Below are 16734 nucleotides of genomic sequence, written 5' to 3' on the forward strand. Positions count from 1 at the left end.
AGCATAAGTTTTTCATTTCATTAACTTATGCTTTATTCTTTGATTCTTTTAATATATTTCTTATTTTCCCATAAAGAAGGATTTTCTCTCTGCAGTGATCCATTGCTGCAAATCGTCTTGGCTACGTCGGACAAGTCGGTTCACTAAAACGTCATGCCATACATAATCCTCAAGTAAGTATATATGAACCGGATCATCTGTATAAAAAGCAACGTTACGCTCTTCAAGTGATGGTCCATAAATCATCTCTTTAGAATCTATGGATAAAATAAACCAATGTTCTGTAGAGCGAGTTTCTGTATAGGGTGTGATACGATGGGCTTCTAGATTTTTAATTGGATTTTCAACATGTAGGGTAATACCTTGTACTGTAACTTTATCAGATACCGCAGATAGTTCCTCTTTTAATGCTTCATACATCTCATCCCACATTGAAATGACAATACGTTTTTCGGCTTTTTTTATTAATGTCTGACAATAGCTAATGATTGTTTTTTTGTCTTTTAAAGTAATCACTCGATTATCCGTTTTTTCCTCGGAAGTTTCTAGTTTTTTTAATGACTCACTGATTCCTTCATACGTAGACTGCCATTCTGATTGAGCCTTTTGTAAAAAGATTTCAACAGGTAGAGGTGAATAGCGAGTGGTGTCATTTATTTCTTCCTTCATGACAATTCCTTTTTCTACAAGGTTACCTAAAATCTCATAAATTCGTGCTCTTGGGACACCTGAATCTTTACTCACTTGGTAGGCTGTGACAGGTCCCTGTTTAACAAGAGATACATAAGATTTAGCTTCATATTCATTAAAACTCATTTTTTTAAGCTGTTGTACTATGTAGTCCACTTTTTTTGTCCTCCGATGTTTACTTTTATATTTTAACGTTACAATAACTGTTTACATTTAGCAAATTATTAGTTACTATTCGAATAGTGACTAAAGGGGAGGTTAATAGTATGGACTTTTATTTAGACCCATCAGTATTAATTATTTTGATTGCTTTTGGATTTTTAGCTGCATTTATTGATTCAGTGGTAGGTGGTGGTGGACTGATCGCCTTACCCGCTTTATTATTTACAGGACTGAATCCAGCAAGTGCAGTAGCTACGAATAAACTAGCGTCTACAATGGGGTGTGCAACTAGTAATATTGTGTTTTATCGTTCTGGTAATCTTGATTTGAAATCGGCGTTTAAATTAGTTCCACTCACTTTCATAGGTTCCATAATAGGGGCATGGACCGTTCATTTAATGAACCCAGAAGTACTGAAGCCATTGATGCTGATTATGCTTGGTGCGGTTGCTATTTATACGATATTCAAAAAGGATTGGGGTAGTATTTCCACTCATAAGAAATTGTCTGGTCGACACGTCATTATTTTTACTTTTTTTGTTTTTGTTATTGGTTTTTATGATGGATTTCTAGGTCCTGGAACAGGTTCGTTTTTAATGTTTTCTCTTTTATTTATTGGATATGATTTTTTAAAAGCAGCAGGTAATGCGAAGCTTCTTAATTTAGGAAGTAATGTTGGTGCGTTGTTGATGTTTATGTGTGTAGGGCAAGTAAACTATGCGTATGGTTTTATAATGGGGATTGCTCAAATTGCTGGAGGGATTGTTGGCTCCAAATTTGCTATAAAAAAAGGAAGTGGGTATGTTCGTGCTCTTTTCATTACAGTAACTTGTTTATTGTTAGCGAAAAATCTGTATGACTATGTGCAGTAAGTAATGTAGAAAAGGTTAGCTATGCAGGCTACATAAATATAATAATTCTTTGTAACATATTTTAGATGCTACCTTATTCAAAGATAGCATCTAAAAAAATTAAGGTAATAGGGTGAAAATAATACAAACGAATATTTTCGGGGTATGTTTATGTACTTTAGCGAAATAACTATTCCATATTCTTCTTATAATTAACACGCAACAACCCCTTAAAATCCACCTCAGCAATCAAAACACTGACTAATATAAGTGTCGCGCCTAAGTATCCTTTCCCAGTAAGTGTTTCACCTGTGAAAACGAAAGCAAAGCCTGCGGAAAAGACAGGTTCTAATGAAAAAATAAGTCCTGTATGTGTAGGCGTAGTGTATTGCTGGGCAATTACTTGCACGATGAATGCGACTGCTGTGCAAAATATGCTTAAAGCTAATATGATTAGCCATGAGTCGATCGTGCTAGGAAGTTTTGGTGTTTCTATAATGAATGAAAAAATAAGACTAAATAGACCGACGAAACCTAGTTGTATGACTCCAAGTGCAATGGAATTCACATGTTTCGTTACGCTTCCAGTAATGATGACGTGAATCGCATAAAATAAGGCAGATAGTATGCAAAATATATCGCCGTTACCGATTTTGAATTCGCTAGTTAATGTTAATAATCCGATTCCTATTATCGTTAACACAATTCCTAATATAACTTTCTTTTCGGGAATGTGTTTTAAAAATATAGCTGATAATATTGGAATGAAAATGACTGTGAGACATAGTAAGAAACCAGCATTAGAAACGCTTGTATACTTTGTACCGAAAGTCGCAAAAATGTAAACGATAAATAAGACAGAAGCGAGTATAAATGCATATTTTACCGTTTTAAAATCGACTTTGAATAAATGTTTGTAAAATATTAAACCTGATAAAAGAAAGGCAATAATAAATCGTAATGCGATTAAGTTGTATTCTTCGATGCCTTCAAGTCCAACCTTTGTAAGTAAGATGGATGCACCCCAAAAGAATGTAACTAGTAGTAGTCCTAAATCCGCTTTTAATTGTAGTTTCATTTCTATTCCCTCGTTATGTATAAAATTTATAATCCCATACCCCTATCCCCATTTTATATTTTAATATTAATTCTGAATATTTGTAACTTAAATTTATCGACGTTTTATTCCATTGATGAAGCCTTTTCATCCACTTTTGAAGAAATTCGGCAGTGTAATTATTTCAGAACAATTAGGAAGAGCGATGGTGCGAGTTGGGAAAGATGGATATGCTCATGCGATTATTGAAAATTCGGATTTGAAGAAAATTGGTATGTAGTATGTACAAAAAACGCCTATTTCATATAGGCGTTTTTTTGATGGTGAAGTTATTCTTTTTCAAACTGAAAAATATCCCGGTTAATAAGTTGGTGGAGATACCTATCCATTTCAGCCGCAGAAACGCTTCTTTCATTTTTAAACCACCATGCGCTTAATGAGGTGATTGCCCCTGAATAAAATTCAATGATTAAATCATTTGGCATAGTATGATTTTTACAAAGTTGATTTAACGCTTCTATTTCTTGTTTTCTCGTTTCGTGACTTAAATACTGTGTCCGGCTAAGAAATTGTTCATCAGACATTTGCGTCTCTAATATTTTACCGATTTCTTCATGGTGTAGAAATTGTTCCATTACTTGAAATGGTTTGCTTAATCGATCTGAAACCGGTATTCCCGCAATCATCTTGCTGTATCGTTTAAATCCAAAGGCTAATAAAGCATCTTTATCTTCAAAGTGTTTATAAAAGGTTGTTCGGTGTACCATCGCGCGGTCACATATTTGATTAATCGTGATGGTACTATATTTCTGTTTTGATTGCGTCATTAATTCAAATAAGGAATCCCACAATAATTTATGTGTACGTCTAATACGTAAATCAAGTTGTTTTTCACTATCGTTCATCTACAATTCTCCTTTTTTGTAGATTAAATATACAATGGCTGAAAATTGATTCTCCCTTTTTAATCTACATATGTATATTATATTACATGTGTTCGGGTTTATTTAAAGCTTTTTAAGTAAGAAACAGGAGGAGAATTTGCAAATGAATATGACAACTAAGAGCCCTACAAGTGGCAAAGTTGATACTTCTAATATGAAACATACCCCCATTTTAATTGCATTACTTTTAGGGGCAATGGTTGCATTATTAAACGAAACATTACTTGGTAATGCGTTAACCGTATTAATGAAAGAATTTGGCGTAACAGCTTCAACGATTCAATGGCTGTCTACAGCATACATGTTAGTGGTTGGTGTTTTAGTCCCGATTACAGCGTTACTTCAGCGATGGCTCACAACGAGAAAAATGTTTTTAATCGCTATGGTAACGTTTTTAGTAGGTACATTAATTGCGGGATTCGCACCGACATTTTCCGTTTTATTAGTCGGCCGTATTGTCCAAGCTGTAGCGACGGGGTTAATTACACCGTTATTAATGAATACGATTTTAATCATTTGTCCGCCTGAAAAACGTGGTGCCACAATGGGATTAATCGCACTTGTGATGATGGCAGCTCCGGCAATTGGTCCTACATTATCTGGAGTAATTGTGGATTCATTAAATTGGCGCTGGTTATTCTATGTTGTGGTTCCTATCGTGATCATTTCCATTATGATTGGAATGAAGTACATTCAAAATGTTTCAGAGTTAACAAGGCCAAAAGTAGATTATCCATCTATCCTTTTATCAACATTAGGATTTGGCGGGTTTGTGTATAGCTTTAGTGCATCAGGTGATTTAGGATGGTCCGATGCGAAAGTGTATGGCACTTTACTTGTTGGGCTTATCTCATTATGTATGTTTGTCGTTCGACAATTGAAAATTGAGAATCCAATTTTAGAATTACGTGCATTTAAAGTTCCGATGTTTACATTATCAGTTGGATTAATCGTCATTGTGATGATGTCGTTATTTTCAACGATGACTTTATTACCAATGTTCCTGCAAACAGTTTTACTCGTTACAGCCTTTAAATCAGGAATCATCATGCTTCCGGGAAGTGTTATTAGCGCCATCATGGGACCAATCGCAGGTAAACTATTTGATAAATTTAGTCCGAAAGTTATTATCGTTCCCGGCATTGTATTAGTAGGGATTGCAATGTTCTTATTTAAAGGCATTACTCCTGACACATCAATGGTACAAATTATTGTCATGCATAGCGTATTAATGGTTGGGCTCATGTTTGTCATGACAGCACAAACATACGGTTTAAATCAGTTAACACCAGATTTATATCCGCACGGAACAGCACTATTTAGTACGTTGCAACAAGTAGCTGGCGCAATTGGAACAGCTATCTTTATTTCGAAAATGTCTTCAGGAACAGCTAGCTATATGGAAAGTTCCGCAAATCCAATGGATCCAGTAGAGAAGTTAAATGGTTTAACATCTGGATTCCAAGGTGCATTTGCACTAGGGTTAGTCTTTATCATTATTGCATGTATCGTATCGCTGTTTTTAAAAGAAGAGAAAAAGGGAGTAAAGGCAGCGAGTGTTTTACAGAACGAGAATTAAGGTTTATATAAAAAGACATCTTTACGATTAAAGATGTCTTTTTACATTTCCTCCGTAACATCATACCTTAGCAACTGCCCCTGATCATAAAACCTCTCAAAAAGAACCCCCATTACATAGAAGAATACTAAACCGAAACAAATGTGAATGAGTGTAAAAGTAGCTCCAAATGAAGAGAATTCATACACGAGAATCGGCAATTTTGCAGTTGTCCAAACGCCTAAGAAAAATACGATGTACCGAATGCTTGCGCTTTTTTGTAAGAGTAGTGCTGCAATTGGGAAGGCAACGTAGAGCGGACCAGCTGCAATGCCGCCTAATAATAGAGAGAATAAGATTCCGTATACGCCGGATTTTTCGCCCATATATTTCATGAGCGTTTCTTTCTTCACCCATTGATCAAGTAATCCTACAAATACTAGGACAGGGGGAAGGAGAAACAGCATATCTAAAATGCTATTCCCTGTTAGTTGTAATGCGCTCCATCCTAAAGATTGATTAATAAAAGTTAATACAAAGAGCCCCAGTAATAAAATGAAAAAGAAGCGATATTTTTTTAGTTCCTTCATACCATCACCACCCAAATGATATAGGAGAATAGGAGAGACATGAGCAAAGCAGATGCATTACGTGCGTAAGCAAAACTTCGCCCGAATATCTTTTGTTCCATCGGTAAGGTTGTAAGCCCTACTGACATGAGTGTAGACATAAGTGCCGCAACTTGAGGAAGTCCTGCGCCGTGTTGCACTAACGTATGACCAAGTGGGAACACGACGAAGCTTGGAATAAGTGCAACGGATCCGAGTATTGCTGAATAAATAATACCGATGAATCCAGATTGCTCCCCAATAATAGAAGAGATGAAAGACGGCGTTAATATAGAAAGTGATAAGCCAACGAAGAGCATGATGGAGAGCATCGCAGATAGAAGATTGCGAAACATTTTCCATGACTTCATTAAAGCTTCTTTCGTTTTCGTGCGGTCTTTCATAAAAGAAATCCCCGTAAGAATAATGGCTAAAGTGTAAAGAATCACGCCGTTAATCATGATTGGATTCCTTTAAGTCGTTATATTTGTCTAAGAAAAAGGATAAGTTCTTCATTTTTTCTTCAATATCCATTTGAAACTCTGCCAATTGTTCCTTTCCAGCAGGCGTAATTTTGTACATTTTTCTCGGTTTGTCTTGATGATCTGTACTTACATAAGATTCAATTGCACCTTCGTTTTCTAATTTCTTTAGCGTGCGATATAAAATAGCGCTATCGATTGGATTGACGGGAAGTTCTTCTTCGCACTTTTGCAGTAATTGCCCGCCATAGTTATCACCCGCAGCTAAAAATAACAAAAGAAATGCACCTGTATGTCTTCCTGTATGTTTCATGGATATACCTCCTTGAATGAATTAGGATTTATACTGTTAATGACAGTATACTGTTGTTAACAGTATATGGTGCATGAAGTGCTATGTCAATTTTAAAATGTGCGAATTTCGAGGGAGAATTACAAGGATACTATTCTCTAACTATTAACGTTGATAAACTATTAATGAGAAGGGTTGTACATCAAAAAACACAAAAAAAAGACACTCTCAAGAGTGCCTCTTATTAGCAGCCGAATCCGCCGCCCCAACAGCTAGCGCCAACGATGATTAATAAGATAAAGAGTACAACAAGTAAAGCGAATCCGCCGCCGAAACCGCAGCCTCCACCACAAGTACCTCCATAGCCCATATTAACTCCTCCTTCCATAAAGACCATTAATTAATGGATTTAATTTACTTTATGTTTTTACGGATAAACTTGAGCAGGTCCTTTTGAAAAATAAAAGGTGCTTAGATTTTATAAGAGTTGACGACCTTATTTTTGTCACGGGTATTATGCTGATGACATATTGTATTTTATTCTGTGTATTGGGGGAAGGAGGATCTTTATGGCCAATTCTGAAATGATTTTACGATTACTTACAGATTTAAAGATTGAACAGCAAGCTTTAAAAGAGCAGTTGGAAAAAATACAAACAGCTGTAATTGCTCTTGAAGAAAAATCAGCGATTGTGGAAGAGAAACCAACGACTATTGAAGAAAAACCAGCTGTTGCTGCTGCAAAGCAAAGAGCTCATTCTGGACACCCAACATCTTTTCGTGCTTGGAGAGCATCTGCTCAAAGGAATTCATAAAAATATAAGAAAAGAAGACATCTAGTAAGATGTCTTCTTTTACTTGTACAATCCAAATGAGTTAAGAAGGTATATATCCATATTGCTTTAAAAATAAGAAGAAAATAACGATTGTCGACTCCTTTTTTAGTATAGCATGTAATGATAAGATTTTTTATGTAATATTGCATATATATAGATTAAATGATGTTAATCTTATATATTTTAGTTGTCTGTTATTTGTTTTAATTCATTTACTTATATTATTTTTTGAGCGCCCCATTGATGGGGCCTTTTTTTATAATTGTTTTAAGGTGGAAACCCCTGAAGCATTATGAGGGGTTTCATGACTAGATAAATGATTATTGGTGCTTAATGAGATGAAGTTCAGGATATTGCGTCTGAATTTCTTCTAAATGGATTACTATTTATTTTTAACGTATTATCCGAAAGAAGTCTCCTTCCTCAGGCGTGTGAAAGACGATAGTCTAGCGGCAGGTGGGAGATGAATTTCGGTTTGGCGTAGCCAAACATTTGGTTTTCCTATTTATTTCGCCTTTGATATAATTATTCTTATAAGAGGTAAAGTTTGGTATAACAATGAAAGTAGATAATAATTTTGTAGTGTTCAGGTTGTGTGGTTACCGTCATAGCTTATGGGAAATGAAGCGGAAAATGGGGTGAATGGATATGGCAAAGCAGAATAAGGCTTACAAATTTCGTCTGTATCCAACAGAAGAACAAGCACATCTCATACGTAAAACATTCGGCTGCGTACGATTTGTATATAATAAAATGCTGGCTGAACGAAAAGAAGCATATGAAAAACACAAAGCGAATAAGGAAGAACTGAAGAAACAAAAATTCCCTACTCCTGCGAAATACAAAATGGAGTATGAATGGTTGAAAGAAGTCGATTCCTTAGCGTTGGCCAACGCGCAATTAAATTTGCAAACTGCGTATAAGAATTTTTTTAGTGGTCAAAATGATTTTCCAACATTCAAAAGCAAAAAGAGTAGAAAATCCTATACAACGAATCGAGTAAATGGAAATATTATGTTATTTCATGGTTATATCAAATTACCGAAATTGAAAATGGTGAAACTGAAGCAACATAGAGAGATACCGCAAAACCATATCATCAAATCGTGCACAATTTCGATGACACCAACTGGTAAGTATTACGTGTCTATTTTGACCGAATATGAAAAAGAAATCACACCAAAAGAAGTAGAACGTGTAGTTGGATTAGACTTCGCAATGGCTGAATTGTACGTGAGTAGCGAAGATGAGAAAGCCAATTATCCTCGCTTTTATCGTCAGATGTTAGATAGATTAGCAAAGGCACAGCGAGTGTTAGCAAGACGTGTGAAAGGTTCAGAACGCTGGAATAAACAACGCATTCGTGTAGCAAAGTTGCATGAAAAGGTCGCCAATCAACGTAAAAATTTTCTTCATCATAAGTCTAAAGAATTAGCTACGAGTTTTGACGTTGTAGCAATCGAAGACTTACATATGAAAGGTATGTCACGAGCACTTCGCTTTGGTAAAAGTGTAGCGGACAACGGTTGGAGGATGTTTACGACATTTTTAGCATATAAGCTACAAGAACAAGGAAAACAGATTGTAAAAATAGATAAATGGTTTCCTTCTACAAAGATGTGTAGTAATTGTGGAAATAAAAAAGAAATGCCATTATGTGAACGCACGTATGCGTGTTTGTGTGGACTCATAATTGGCCGTGATTATAATGCAGCGATCAATATCAAAAAGGAAGCCATCCGCTTATTAGTGTTGGCATAAATAGTAACAAAATAACCTTTGGAACAAGGGAGTTAGCTCAGCTGTCCTAGGACAAATTCGTTAGCTGTCAAAAGTAGCGATGAACCGAGAAGCCCCCACTCGGGGTAGGCTCGTAAGAGATACTAAGTGGTGGGTAGTTCACACCGTTCCCCATAAATGATAAACCATACCGAAAACAAAAAATGCTAGTCCTACAAACAAAACAATTAAAGCAAGCATTCCATTTTTATTATGTTCCATACAGTCAGCTCCTTTTTGAGTTATATACAAAAAGCCTTTAGTCGTAATTATGGCTAAAGGTTTTGGTCTTCATACTTTGTAGTTTATAAAAAAGTTGCACTTCTGTATTAATTTGGAATATGATTGTTTAAAGAGTAGGTGATGAGTACATGCAGGAAAGAAAACAATTCCCGCTTATATCTGGAAATCTCTCATTAGATTTAGTGAATACAGAGTTAGTTAGGCGTGGACAACGTTATGATTTATTAATAACAGATGAAGATGTATTAGAATGGCTACATGTAATAAAGGTTAATCTTCCTTTTTGGAACGAAAAAACACTTATAGGAATTCAAGAGCGAATGAATCAAGTTACATCTAGCATACTAGAGCTAAGAGAATTACTGAGAAAACAGTTTGAGGCAATTGCTGATCAGCACGAAATTTCTGATGATTTTATTACGTATTTAGAAAAACAAATTGAGAAGGCACCATTTACATATAAAGTTATTGAACAGAGTTTAGTACCTATTCCAGTTGGAAAAATTGAGGATGTACTTGTATCGTTAATTGCATTTGATGCTTTAACGTTAATAGCAGAAAATGAGCTTATTTCTCTTAAAAGGTGTTCAAACCCTGACTGTGTTTTATTATTTATAGATAAAAGTGGAAAGCGAAAATGGTGTTCTATGAAAATATGTGGGAACCGAAAAAAGGTAGCAAAATTTCAGGTTCGAAAGTCTGAAGAAGTTTAGGGAATCAACTTATAACAGTTGATTCTTTTTTTTCTGCGTCTTTAAACTAACCTCTAAAATCAACATTGACTGGTTAGTTAGTTCGGGATATAATTATTGGTAAATAAAGGAGGAGAATGATGAGTAATATAACAGCAGCTAAGCAGAAAGAGGATCAACCAATAAGTGTACGATATTTTGCAAAAATGAAAGGGAAAGGAAGAAGTCCATTACAAGTAAATATAAAGGACTCTTTAACTGGATTATTGGGAGGATTTTTAACGATTCTCACCTTAACATATTTAACGAGTATAACTTCTACAGAATTACTAATGGCTCCATTTGGAGCGAGTTGTGTATTAGCGTTTGGAGTTTGGAATGCACCGCTATCTCAGCCGCGTAATATTATTGGAGGACATTTGATTTCAACTTTCATTGGTCTATCAATATATCATTTGTTTGGGAATGAATATTGGACAATTGCTTTAGCAGTTGGTATGTCGATTGCTATTATGATGTTAACAAGAACAACGCATCCTCCGGCAGGGGCTGATCCCATTGTCGTTATTTTAGGAGCATACAGTTGGAGTTATTTAGTAACACCGGTTTTAGTTGGTTCCCTTGTTATTGTAGTTATTGCTTTATTTATTAATAATATGAGTAGTAAAAGGAGCTATCCAACTTTTTGGATATAATGTATAAGGTGAAAAACAATTTTAGTAAGTATCCCATTTTTACTATGTTTTCATTTCACATACATTTTAGTTTACAAAGAAAAGACACCCATATAAGAGTGTCTTTTCCAATAGTTTTTTAGCAGAAGCAAGAAGCTCCAACAATGATCAATAAAATAAACAATACAACTAGTAAAGCAAATCCTCCAGAAAAACCGCAGCTTCCGCCGCAACTACCACCAAATCCCATAATAGTTCCTCCTTTAATAAGAGGGGAAAACAAAGGGTCACTCATGTTTTTTAACGGATTCTATTTACTTTATGTTTGACGTATGAATATGAGCAGGTCCTTTTGAAAATAAAAAAGACACCTTGAGGTGCCTTTATCCCGCTTTAACGGGCAGTAAGACCCCCACTTCAAAATTCAGCGAAAGCAAAGAATTTAGATGGGGGGTGGGCTGCCCATAAAAGTCCGATTGGTTCAACTAATAATCAGTGGGGGATGAAGAAAACCCCCACTGATTAAAGTTTCACTTTATGTAATTAATATTCGTTAGCATAAAACTCTTTTATTAGTTTTATTTCATTTGTATTCGGGTCAAACTTAAATATTTTAATTTGATTAGATTCGTCTTTATAGGCAAATGTATTATCGCCAACTGGGGTCATATTGCTCGTGTTTACGATAGGTTCACTACCGTGATCAGTGATTTCCACAGTTTTCTCACGATCCCAAAATGCAATGACAATGATCAAGATAATAAGGCATATACGTATGTTACGTAGTTCTCTCGATACAGTATTCTCCATTCGATAGTCTCCTTTGTTGTTTAATAGATTTTGTTAATAAAAGAGATAATTCTTATGAAAATAAATAAAAAAGACACTGTAAAGTGTCTTTTTTATTTGAGTTATGCGCATTGCTTAATAAGACGCTAGTTCCTCAGTTTGAATATGAGTAACTATGTAGGGTAATTTTATTATAACATTTTAACCATTACTGGGTCTATATGGAATTTTATTAATGATTATGTTTGATTATTCAGGATGGTAAATATGGTAAAATACGTAAATTATCTACGGTAATTGTAAAATATAATGATGTATATATCTAGTCTTGTAATGAATGCAAGCAACAGCTGATCGATTGTTAGTATTTTTCTTTGTAAAAAAATATTCAATAATTTATTATTGCAACCGCTTACTCTTTGTGTATAATAAAGGTAAGTTAATAAGTAAAAGGATTGTTACTGTTCGGCAGGCAAAACCTAAATTGATCTAGAGGCTACGGGTGTAGTGTGGCTTTTGGAATCAGTTTAGGTTTTTTTATTACCTTTTGTGACTTTAAGAAGAAGAAGGCGGAACAATATGAGAATCCATAAAATCTTAAATAACAATGTTGTTTGTACGATGAAGGATAATGAGACAGAAGTTGTACTGATGGGCAGAGGTTTGGGATTTCAGAAAAAAGTTGGCGATGCTATTGATGAATCTAAGATAGAAAAGACCTTTGTGCTAGAGACAAAAGAATTATCAGAGAAACTTGCTAGGTTGCTAACTGAAATTCCTGTAGAAAATTTAGAGATTACAGAGAGAATTATTCAGTTTGCTAAGACAGCTTTGCCGGGGACTTTAAGTGATTATATTTATCTTACATTAACGGATCACTTAAGTTTTGCCTTAACGCGGCATAAAGAAGGAATGGATCTCAAAAATACTTTGCTTTGGGAGATTAAGAGATTTTATCAGAAAGAGTTTGAAATTGGTCTACAAGCTTTGAACATAATTGAAGAAGAGACTGGGCTTACACTTTCTGAAGATGAAGCAGGGTCAATTGCACTACATTTCGTTAATGCGCAGCAAGGAGAGCCGGCGATGCAACAAACGATAGCGATGACGAAAATCGTCCAAGATATTTTAAATGTTGTAAAGTACCACTATAAGATGAACTTAGATGAAAGTTCATTTAATTATAGTCGGTTTGTAACGCATTTACGGTATTTTGCGCAGCGTTTAATGCAGAAGGAATTGAACTCGGCCGATGATGATTTTTTATATGAGCAAGTGAAAAGTAAGTATGAAGAGGCGTATTGTTGTACAGAAAAAATTGAAGCGTATTTACGAAAAGCACATAATAGTCATCTTTCAAAAGATGAAAAAGTGTACGTAACGTTGCACATTCATCGTGTAACGAAACGCAATGAATTATGTAATTGAATAAACGGGATTGTTACTGCTTGGCAGGCAAAACCTAAATTGACTTGTAATGGAGTGATTCGTATGTATCACGCCGTTACGGTTAGTTTAGGTTTTTTCTTTTATAAAATAATAAATGGGATGATTGTAGGGAGGGAAAGTTACTATGAAGTATGAAAAATTAGCAAAAGACATACTGAAGAATGTTGGCGGGAGAGAAAATATACATAGCGTTGTACATTGTATCACTCGCTTACGATTTCAGTTGAAAGATGAGGGAAAGGCAAATACAGAAGTACTGAAAAGTATGGAAGATGTTGTGACTGTTATGAAAAGCGGCGGACAATATCAAGTTGTTATTGGTAACCATGTATCTGACGTATACAAAGCGGTTATCGCTGCTGGAGGGTTTCAAGAAGCTGAGGAAGAAAATGAGAGTGAGAAGAAAAAGAGTAGTCTTATAGATATTCTTTCTAGCATTTTTACTCCTATTTTAGGAGTATTAGCTGCAACTGGTATGATTAAAGGATTTAATGCACTATTTGTAGCGTTAGGTTGGTTAAGTACACAGTCAGGAACGTATCAAATATTAAATGCAGTTGGCGATTCGTTATTTTATTTCTTCCCGATTTTCCTTGGTTATACAGCAAGTAAGAAATTCGGAGGCTCACCATTCATCGGTATGGCAATTGGAGGAGCTTTAGTTTATCCAGCTTTATCCGGTTTAAAAGCAACTGAGCCATTATATACGTTATTTGCAGGGACGATGTTTGAATCACCAATTCATATTACGTTTTTAGGAATACCAGTTATTTTAATGAACTATGCATCATCTGTTATTCCAATTATTCTCGCTGCTTATTTTGGAGCGAAAGTAGAACAGTCTTTAAAGAAAGTGATTCCGGATGTTGTGAAAACATTTTTATTACCATTCTTCACATTATTAATCGTTGTACCAATTACATTTCTCGTTATTGGCCCAATCGCGACGTGGGCAGGTCAGTTTTTAGGACAGGCGACGCTTTGGGTGTATCATGCAAGTCCATTAGTAGCGGGTGCCTTACTCGGTGCTTTCTGGCAAGTACTTGTCATATTTGGCCTTCATTGGGGCGTTGTTCCGATTGGCTATAACAATTTAGCAGTAAACGGTGTTGATCCAATATTAGCGCTTATATTTGCTGCCTCATTTGCTCAAATTGGTGCTGTGCTTGGCGTTTGGATGAAAACGAAAGACAAGAAATTAAAAACACTTAGCATTCCAGCTTTTATTTCAGGTATTTTCGGCGTTACAGAGCCGGCGATTTATGGCATTACACTACCTCTTAAAAAGCCGTTTATTATGAGCTGTATTGCGGGAGGAATTGGCGGCGCAATACTTGGCGTATTTGGTACACAAGTTTATATGACAGGCGGACTTGGTATATTTACGCTTCCGACATTTATTAGTCCGAAAGATGGGATTAGTGCTGGATTTTGGGGAGCAATTGTTTCAATGGTTGTTTCTTTAATAGTAGGTTTTATTCTGACTTACTTATTTGGTTTTACGAAAAAGAAAACATCTACAGAAACAGAGGAAACAAGTAATAAAATTGCTGCATCAAACGATGATGAAGTAATCTTTAGTCCTTTCCATGGCGCCGTTATGCCGCTTCAAAACATTGACGATGCTGCATTTGCATCAGGTGCGCTAGGTGAAGGAGTTGCGATTGAGCCTTCAGAAGGAAAGTTGTTTTCACCAGTTTCAGGTACGATTGCTGCGCTGTTCCCGACGAATCATGCAGTAGGAATTACGGCGGATTCAGGTGCTGAAATTTTAATCCATATTGGGATGGATACTGTGAAATTAAATGGTGAATTTTTCTCTTCTCGTATTGAACAAGGAGCGAGAGTAGAAAAAGGGCAATTACTGATTGAGTTTAATATAGCTGAAATTCAAAAGGCGGGTTATATTGTGACAACACCAGTTGTTGTTACAAATTATGATAAATATAGCATCAAAAAAACGGAAATAGAAAAGATTCAAGCAGGAGATTCTTTACTAAAGTTAGGAGTTAAATAGTAGTTACATTTCATACAGGTTCAAACGAAGAAAGGTATTCTTTAAAACTTACAATAGCTTTCTTCGTTCATTCTTATATAAAGGAGTTTTTCTATATGTCTAAAGTTAATTTTCCAAAAGGATTTTTATGGGGTGGAGCAACTGCAGCCAATCAAGTTGAAGGCGCATATGTAGAAGACGGAAAAGGGTTAACGACGGTTGATTTATTACCAACTGGTGAAAACCGTTGGGATATTATGAAAGGAAATATTCATTCCTTTACACCGGTAGAAGGAGAGTTTTACCCTTCACATGAGGCGATTGATTTTTACCATCGTTATAAAGAAGATATCGCTCTTTTTGCAGAAATGGGATTTAAAGCGTTACGTGTATCGATTGCGTGGACGCGTATTTTCCCAAGTGGTGAAGATGAAAAGCCAAATGAAGCAGGATTACAGTTTTATGATAATTTGTTTGATGAACTGTTAAAGCACGGTATTGAACCAGTTGTTACGATGGCTCACTTCGATGTACCTGTTCATTTAGTAGAAAAGTATGGAAGTTGGAGAAGTAGAAAACTTGTAAACTTCTTCGAGACGTACGCAAAAACTATTTTTAATAGATATAAAGATAAAGTGAAATATTGGATGACGTTTAATGAAATTAATATGCTTTTACATTTACCTTTCATGGGAGCAGGTCTAGCGTTTAAAGAAGGGGATAACAAAAAACAAATTCAGTATCAAGCAGCGCATCACCAACTTGTCGCAAGTGCGTTAGCTGTAAAAGCATGTCATGAAATCATTCCAGATGCAAAAATCGGTTGTATGCTTGCTGCTGGTGCGACGTATCCGTACACATGTAATCCAGATGATGTACTTCGTGCAATGGAACAAGACCGTGAATCATTCTTCTTTATTGATGTACAAGCAAGAGGCGCATATCCTGGATACGCAAAACGCTTCTTTAAAGATAATAATGTAACAATTGAAATGGAAAAAGAAGACGAGGGAATTTTAAAAGAGCATACGGTTGATTATATTGGCTTTAGCTACTATTCAAGCCGAGCAACAAGTACAGATCCAGAAGTGTTAAAAAGCATAACGAGTGGGAATGTATTCGGTTCTGTTGAAAATCCATATCTTGAAAAATCAGAGTGGGGATGGACAATTGATCCGAAAGGCTTCCGTATTACAGCGAACCAACTGTACGATCGTTACCAGAAACCTTTATTTGTTGTTGAAAACGGTCTCGGTGCAGTCGATCAATTAAATGGTGAAGACGAAGTGAATGATGAATACCGTATTGATTACTTGCAAAAACATATGATTGAAATGTCTGAAGCGATTCAAGATGGAGTAGATATTATCGGATATACAAGCTGGGGCCCAATTGACCTTGTAAGTGCTTCTACTGGAGAAATGAAAAAACGTTACGGATATATATACGTTGATAAAGATAATGAAGGAAAAGGTTCATTAAAAAGATCAAAGAAGAAAAGCTTCGATTGGTATAAAGAAGTAATTAAGACGAATGGTAAGAGTTTGGAGTCTTGAGTATGAAAGGGAGACATCTTAATTGATGTCTTCTTTTTTTCATTGTGAATAAAGTACGGAGCGATATTTCCCTTTA

The 16734-nt window shown here is 35.6% G+C and carries 19 protein-coding genes and 1 pseudogene; 10 read left to right on the forward strand and 10 right to left on the reverse strand.

Features of this window, described 5'->3' with window-relative positions; translation table 11 throughout:
• Window positions 1-60 precede the first annotated feature (60 nt).
• The gene (locus MKX31_RS03050; protein WP_340979926.1) at window positions 61-846 is read right to left on the reverse strand and encodes a TrmB family transcriptional regulator; all 786 of its coding nucleotides are present in this window, start codon (window positions 844-846) and stop codon (window positions 61-63) included.
• 110 nt (window positions 847-956) lie between these two features.
• On the opposite strand from MKX31_RS03050, the gene MKX31_RS03055 reads away from it, so the two are divergent.
• Window positions 957-1724: a TSUP family transporter gene (locus tag MKX31_RS03055; protein WP_340979928.1), complete on the forward strand. Its 768-nt coding sequence runs from the start codon at window positions 957-959 to the stop codon at window positions 1722-1724.
• 169 nt (window positions 1725-1893) lie between these two features.
• On the opposite strand, the gene MKX31_RS03060 is transcribed toward MKX31_RS03055, so the two are convergent.
• The gene (locus MKX31_RS03060; protein ID WP_088047909.1) at window positions 1894-2781 is read right to left on the reverse strand and encodes a DMT family transporter; all 888 of its coding nucleotides are present in this window, start codon (window positions 2779-2781) and stop codon (window positions 1894-1896) included.
• A gap of 112 nt (window positions 2782-2893) precedes the next feature.
• On the opposite strand from MKX31_RS03060, the gene MKX31_RS03065 reads away from it, so the two are divergent.
• Window positions 2894-3040 (forward strand): hypothetical protein, encoded by a 147-nt coding sequence (locus tag MKX31_RS03065; protein WP_229135844.1) that lies wholly within the window; start codon window positions 2894-2896, stop codon window positions 3038-3040.
• Window positions 3041-3089: 49 nt separating this feature from the next.
• Here the strand turns inward: MKX31_RS03065 and MKX31_RS03070 are convergent, their stop codons facing one another.
• Entirely contained in the window at window positions 3090-3665 is a 576-nt protein-coding gene (locus tag MKX31_RS03070) for a TetR/AcrR family transcriptional regulator (protein WP_340979932.1), read from the reverse strand.
• A gap of 142 nt (window positions 3666-3807) precedes the next feature.
• On the opposite strand from MKX31_RS03070, the gene MKX31_RS03075 reads away from it, so the two are divergent.
• On the forward strand, window positions 3808-5283 hold the full coding sequence (locus tag MKX31_RS03075) for an MDR family MFS transporter (RefSeq protein ID WP_340979934.1): 1476 nt from the start codon (window positions 3808-3810) through the stop codon (window positions 5281-5283).
• Between the two features lie 41 nt (window positions 5284-5324).
• Here MKX31_RS03075 and MKX31_RS03080 read toward each other — a convergent pair whose 3' ends face one another.
• The 4 genes from MKX31_RS03080 to MKX31_RS03095 all read right to left on the reverse strand — a co-directional run bounded on the left by MKX31_RS03080 (window position 5325) and on the right by MKX31_RS03095 (window position 7014).
• On the reverse strand, window positions 5325-5852 hold the full coding sequence (locus MKX31_RS03080; RefSeq protein ID WP_340979935.1) for a permease: 528 nt from the start codon (window positions 5850-5852) through the stop codon (window positions 5325-5327).
• A complete protein-coding gene (locus tag MKX31_RS03085) occupies window positions 5849-6331 on the reverse strand; it encodes a hypothetical protein (protein WP_340979937.1) in 483 nt (160 codons plus the stop codon). The genes MKX31_RS03080 and MKX31_RS03085 overlap by 4 nt, the downstream gene beginning before the upstream one ends.
• A complete protein-coding gene (locus MKX31_RS03090) occupies window positions 6324-6665 on the reverse strand; it encodes a PadR family transcriptional regulator (protein WP_340979938.1) in 342 nt (113 codons plus the stop codon). The genes MKX31_RS03085 and MKX31_RS03090 overlap by 8 nt, the downstream gene beginning before the upstream one ends.
• 223 nt (window positions 6666-6888) lie before the next feature.
• Window positions 6889-7014 (reverse strand): YjcZ family sporulation protein, encoded by a 126-nt coding sequence (locus MKX31_RS03095; protein ID WP_000540385.1) that lies wholly within the window; start codon window positions 7012-7014, stop codon window positions 6889-6891.
• A 199-nt stretch (window positions 7015-7213) separates the two neighbouring features.
• Here MKX31_RS03095 and MKX31_RS03100 point away from each other — a divergent pair, with 199 nt between their 5' ends.
• A complete protein-coding gene (locus MKX31_RS03100; RefSeq protein WP_000013662.1) occupies window positions 7214-7459 on the forward strand; it encodes a hypothetical protein in 246 nt (81 codons plus the stop codon).
• A 341-nt stretch (window positions 7460-7800) separates the two neighbouring features.
• Here MKX31_RS03100 and MKX31_RS29200 read toward each other — a convergent pair.
• Window positions 7801-7885 (reverse strand): annotated as a pseudogene (locus MKX31_RS29200) (carboxylic ester hydrolase); the annotation flags it as partial.
• A gap of 243 nt (window positions 7886-8128) precedes the next feature.
• Between MKX31_RS29200 and MKX31_RS03105 the strand changes: the two are divergent.
• From MKX31_RS03105 to MKX31_RS03115, 3 genes are all read left to right on the forward strand, one after another.
• Window positions 8129-9241 carry an RNA-guided endonuclease TnpB family protein gene (locus MKX31_RS03105; RefSeq protein ID WP_445661301.1) on the forward strand — a complete coding sequence of 371 codons (1113 nt, stop codon included), beginning with the start codon at window positions 8129-8131 and terminating at the stop codon, window positions 9239-9241.
• A 389-nt stretch (window positions 9242-9630) separates the two neighbouring features.
• Window positions 9631-10215 (forward strand): CGNR zinc finger domain-containing protein, encoded by a 585-nt coding sequence (locus MKX31_RS03110; RefSeq protein ID WP_001158041.1) that lies wholly within the window; start codon window positions 9631-9633, stop codon window positions 10213-10215.
• A gap of 119 nt (window positions 10216-10334) precedes the next feature.
• The gene (locus MKX31_RS03115; protein WP_000065737.1) at window positions 10335-10889 is read left to right on the forward strand and encodes an HPP family protein; all 555 of its coding nucleotides are present in this window, start codon (window positions 10335-10337) and stop codon (window positions 10887-10889) included.
• A 118-nt stretch (window positions 10890-11007) separates the two neighbouring features.
• Here the strand turns inward: MKX31_RS03115 and MKX31_RS03120 are convergent, their stop codons facing one another.
• Both MKX31_RS03120 and MKX31_RS03125 read right to left on the reverse strand, forming a co-directional pair.
• Window positions 11008-11118 carry a YjcZ family sporulation protein gene (locus MKX31_RS03120; RefSeq protein ID WP_000505686.1) on the reverse strand — a complete coding sequence of 37 codons (111 nt, stop codon included), beginning with the start codon at window positions 11116-11118 and terminating at the stop codon, window positions 11008-11010.
• A gap of 293 nt (window positions 11119-11411) precedes the next feature.
• Window positions 11412-11678 carry a YmzC family protein gene (locus MKX31_RS03125; RefSeq protein ID WP_222660821.1) on the reverse strand — a complete coding sequence of 89 codons (267 nt, stop codon included), beginning with the start codon at window positions 11676-11678 and terminating at the stop codon, window positions 11412-11414.
• A gap of 558 nt (window positions 11679-12236) precedes the next feature.
• Between MKX31_RS03125 and licT the strand changes: the two genes are divergently transcribed.
• The 3 genes from licT (at window position 12237) to MKX31_RS03140 (ending at window position 16658) form a co-directional block, all read left to right on the forward strand.
• Window positions 12237-13085, forward strand: a complete 849-nt coding sequence (gene licT, locus MKX31_RS03130; RefSeq protein WP_064473768.1) for a BglG family transcription antiterminator LicT — start codon at window positions 12237-12239, stop codon at window positions 13083-13085.
• 145 nt (window positions 13086-13230) lie between these two features.
• The gene (locus MKX31_RS03135; RefSeq protein ID WP_098537909.1) at window positions 13231-15123 is read left to right on the forward strand and encodes a beta-glucoside-specific PTS transporter subunit IIABC; all 1893 of its coding nucleotides are present in this window, start codon (window positions 13231-13233) and stop codon (window positions 15121-15123) included.
• A gap of 95 nt (window positions 15124-15218) precedes the next feature.
• On the forward strand, window positions 15219-16658 hold the full coding sequence (locus MKX31_RS03140) for a 6-phospho-beta-glucosidase (protein WP_098103686.1): 1440 nt from the start codon (window positions 15219-15221) through the stop codon (window positions 16656-16658).
• Window positions 16659-16734 lie beyond the last annotated feature (76 nt).

Source organism: Bacillus sp. FSL M8-0063, assembly GCF_038005545.1.
Classification (GTDB): domain Bacteria; phylum Bacillota; class Bacilli; order Bacillales; family Bacillaceae_G; genus Bacillus_A; species Bacillus_A wiedmannii.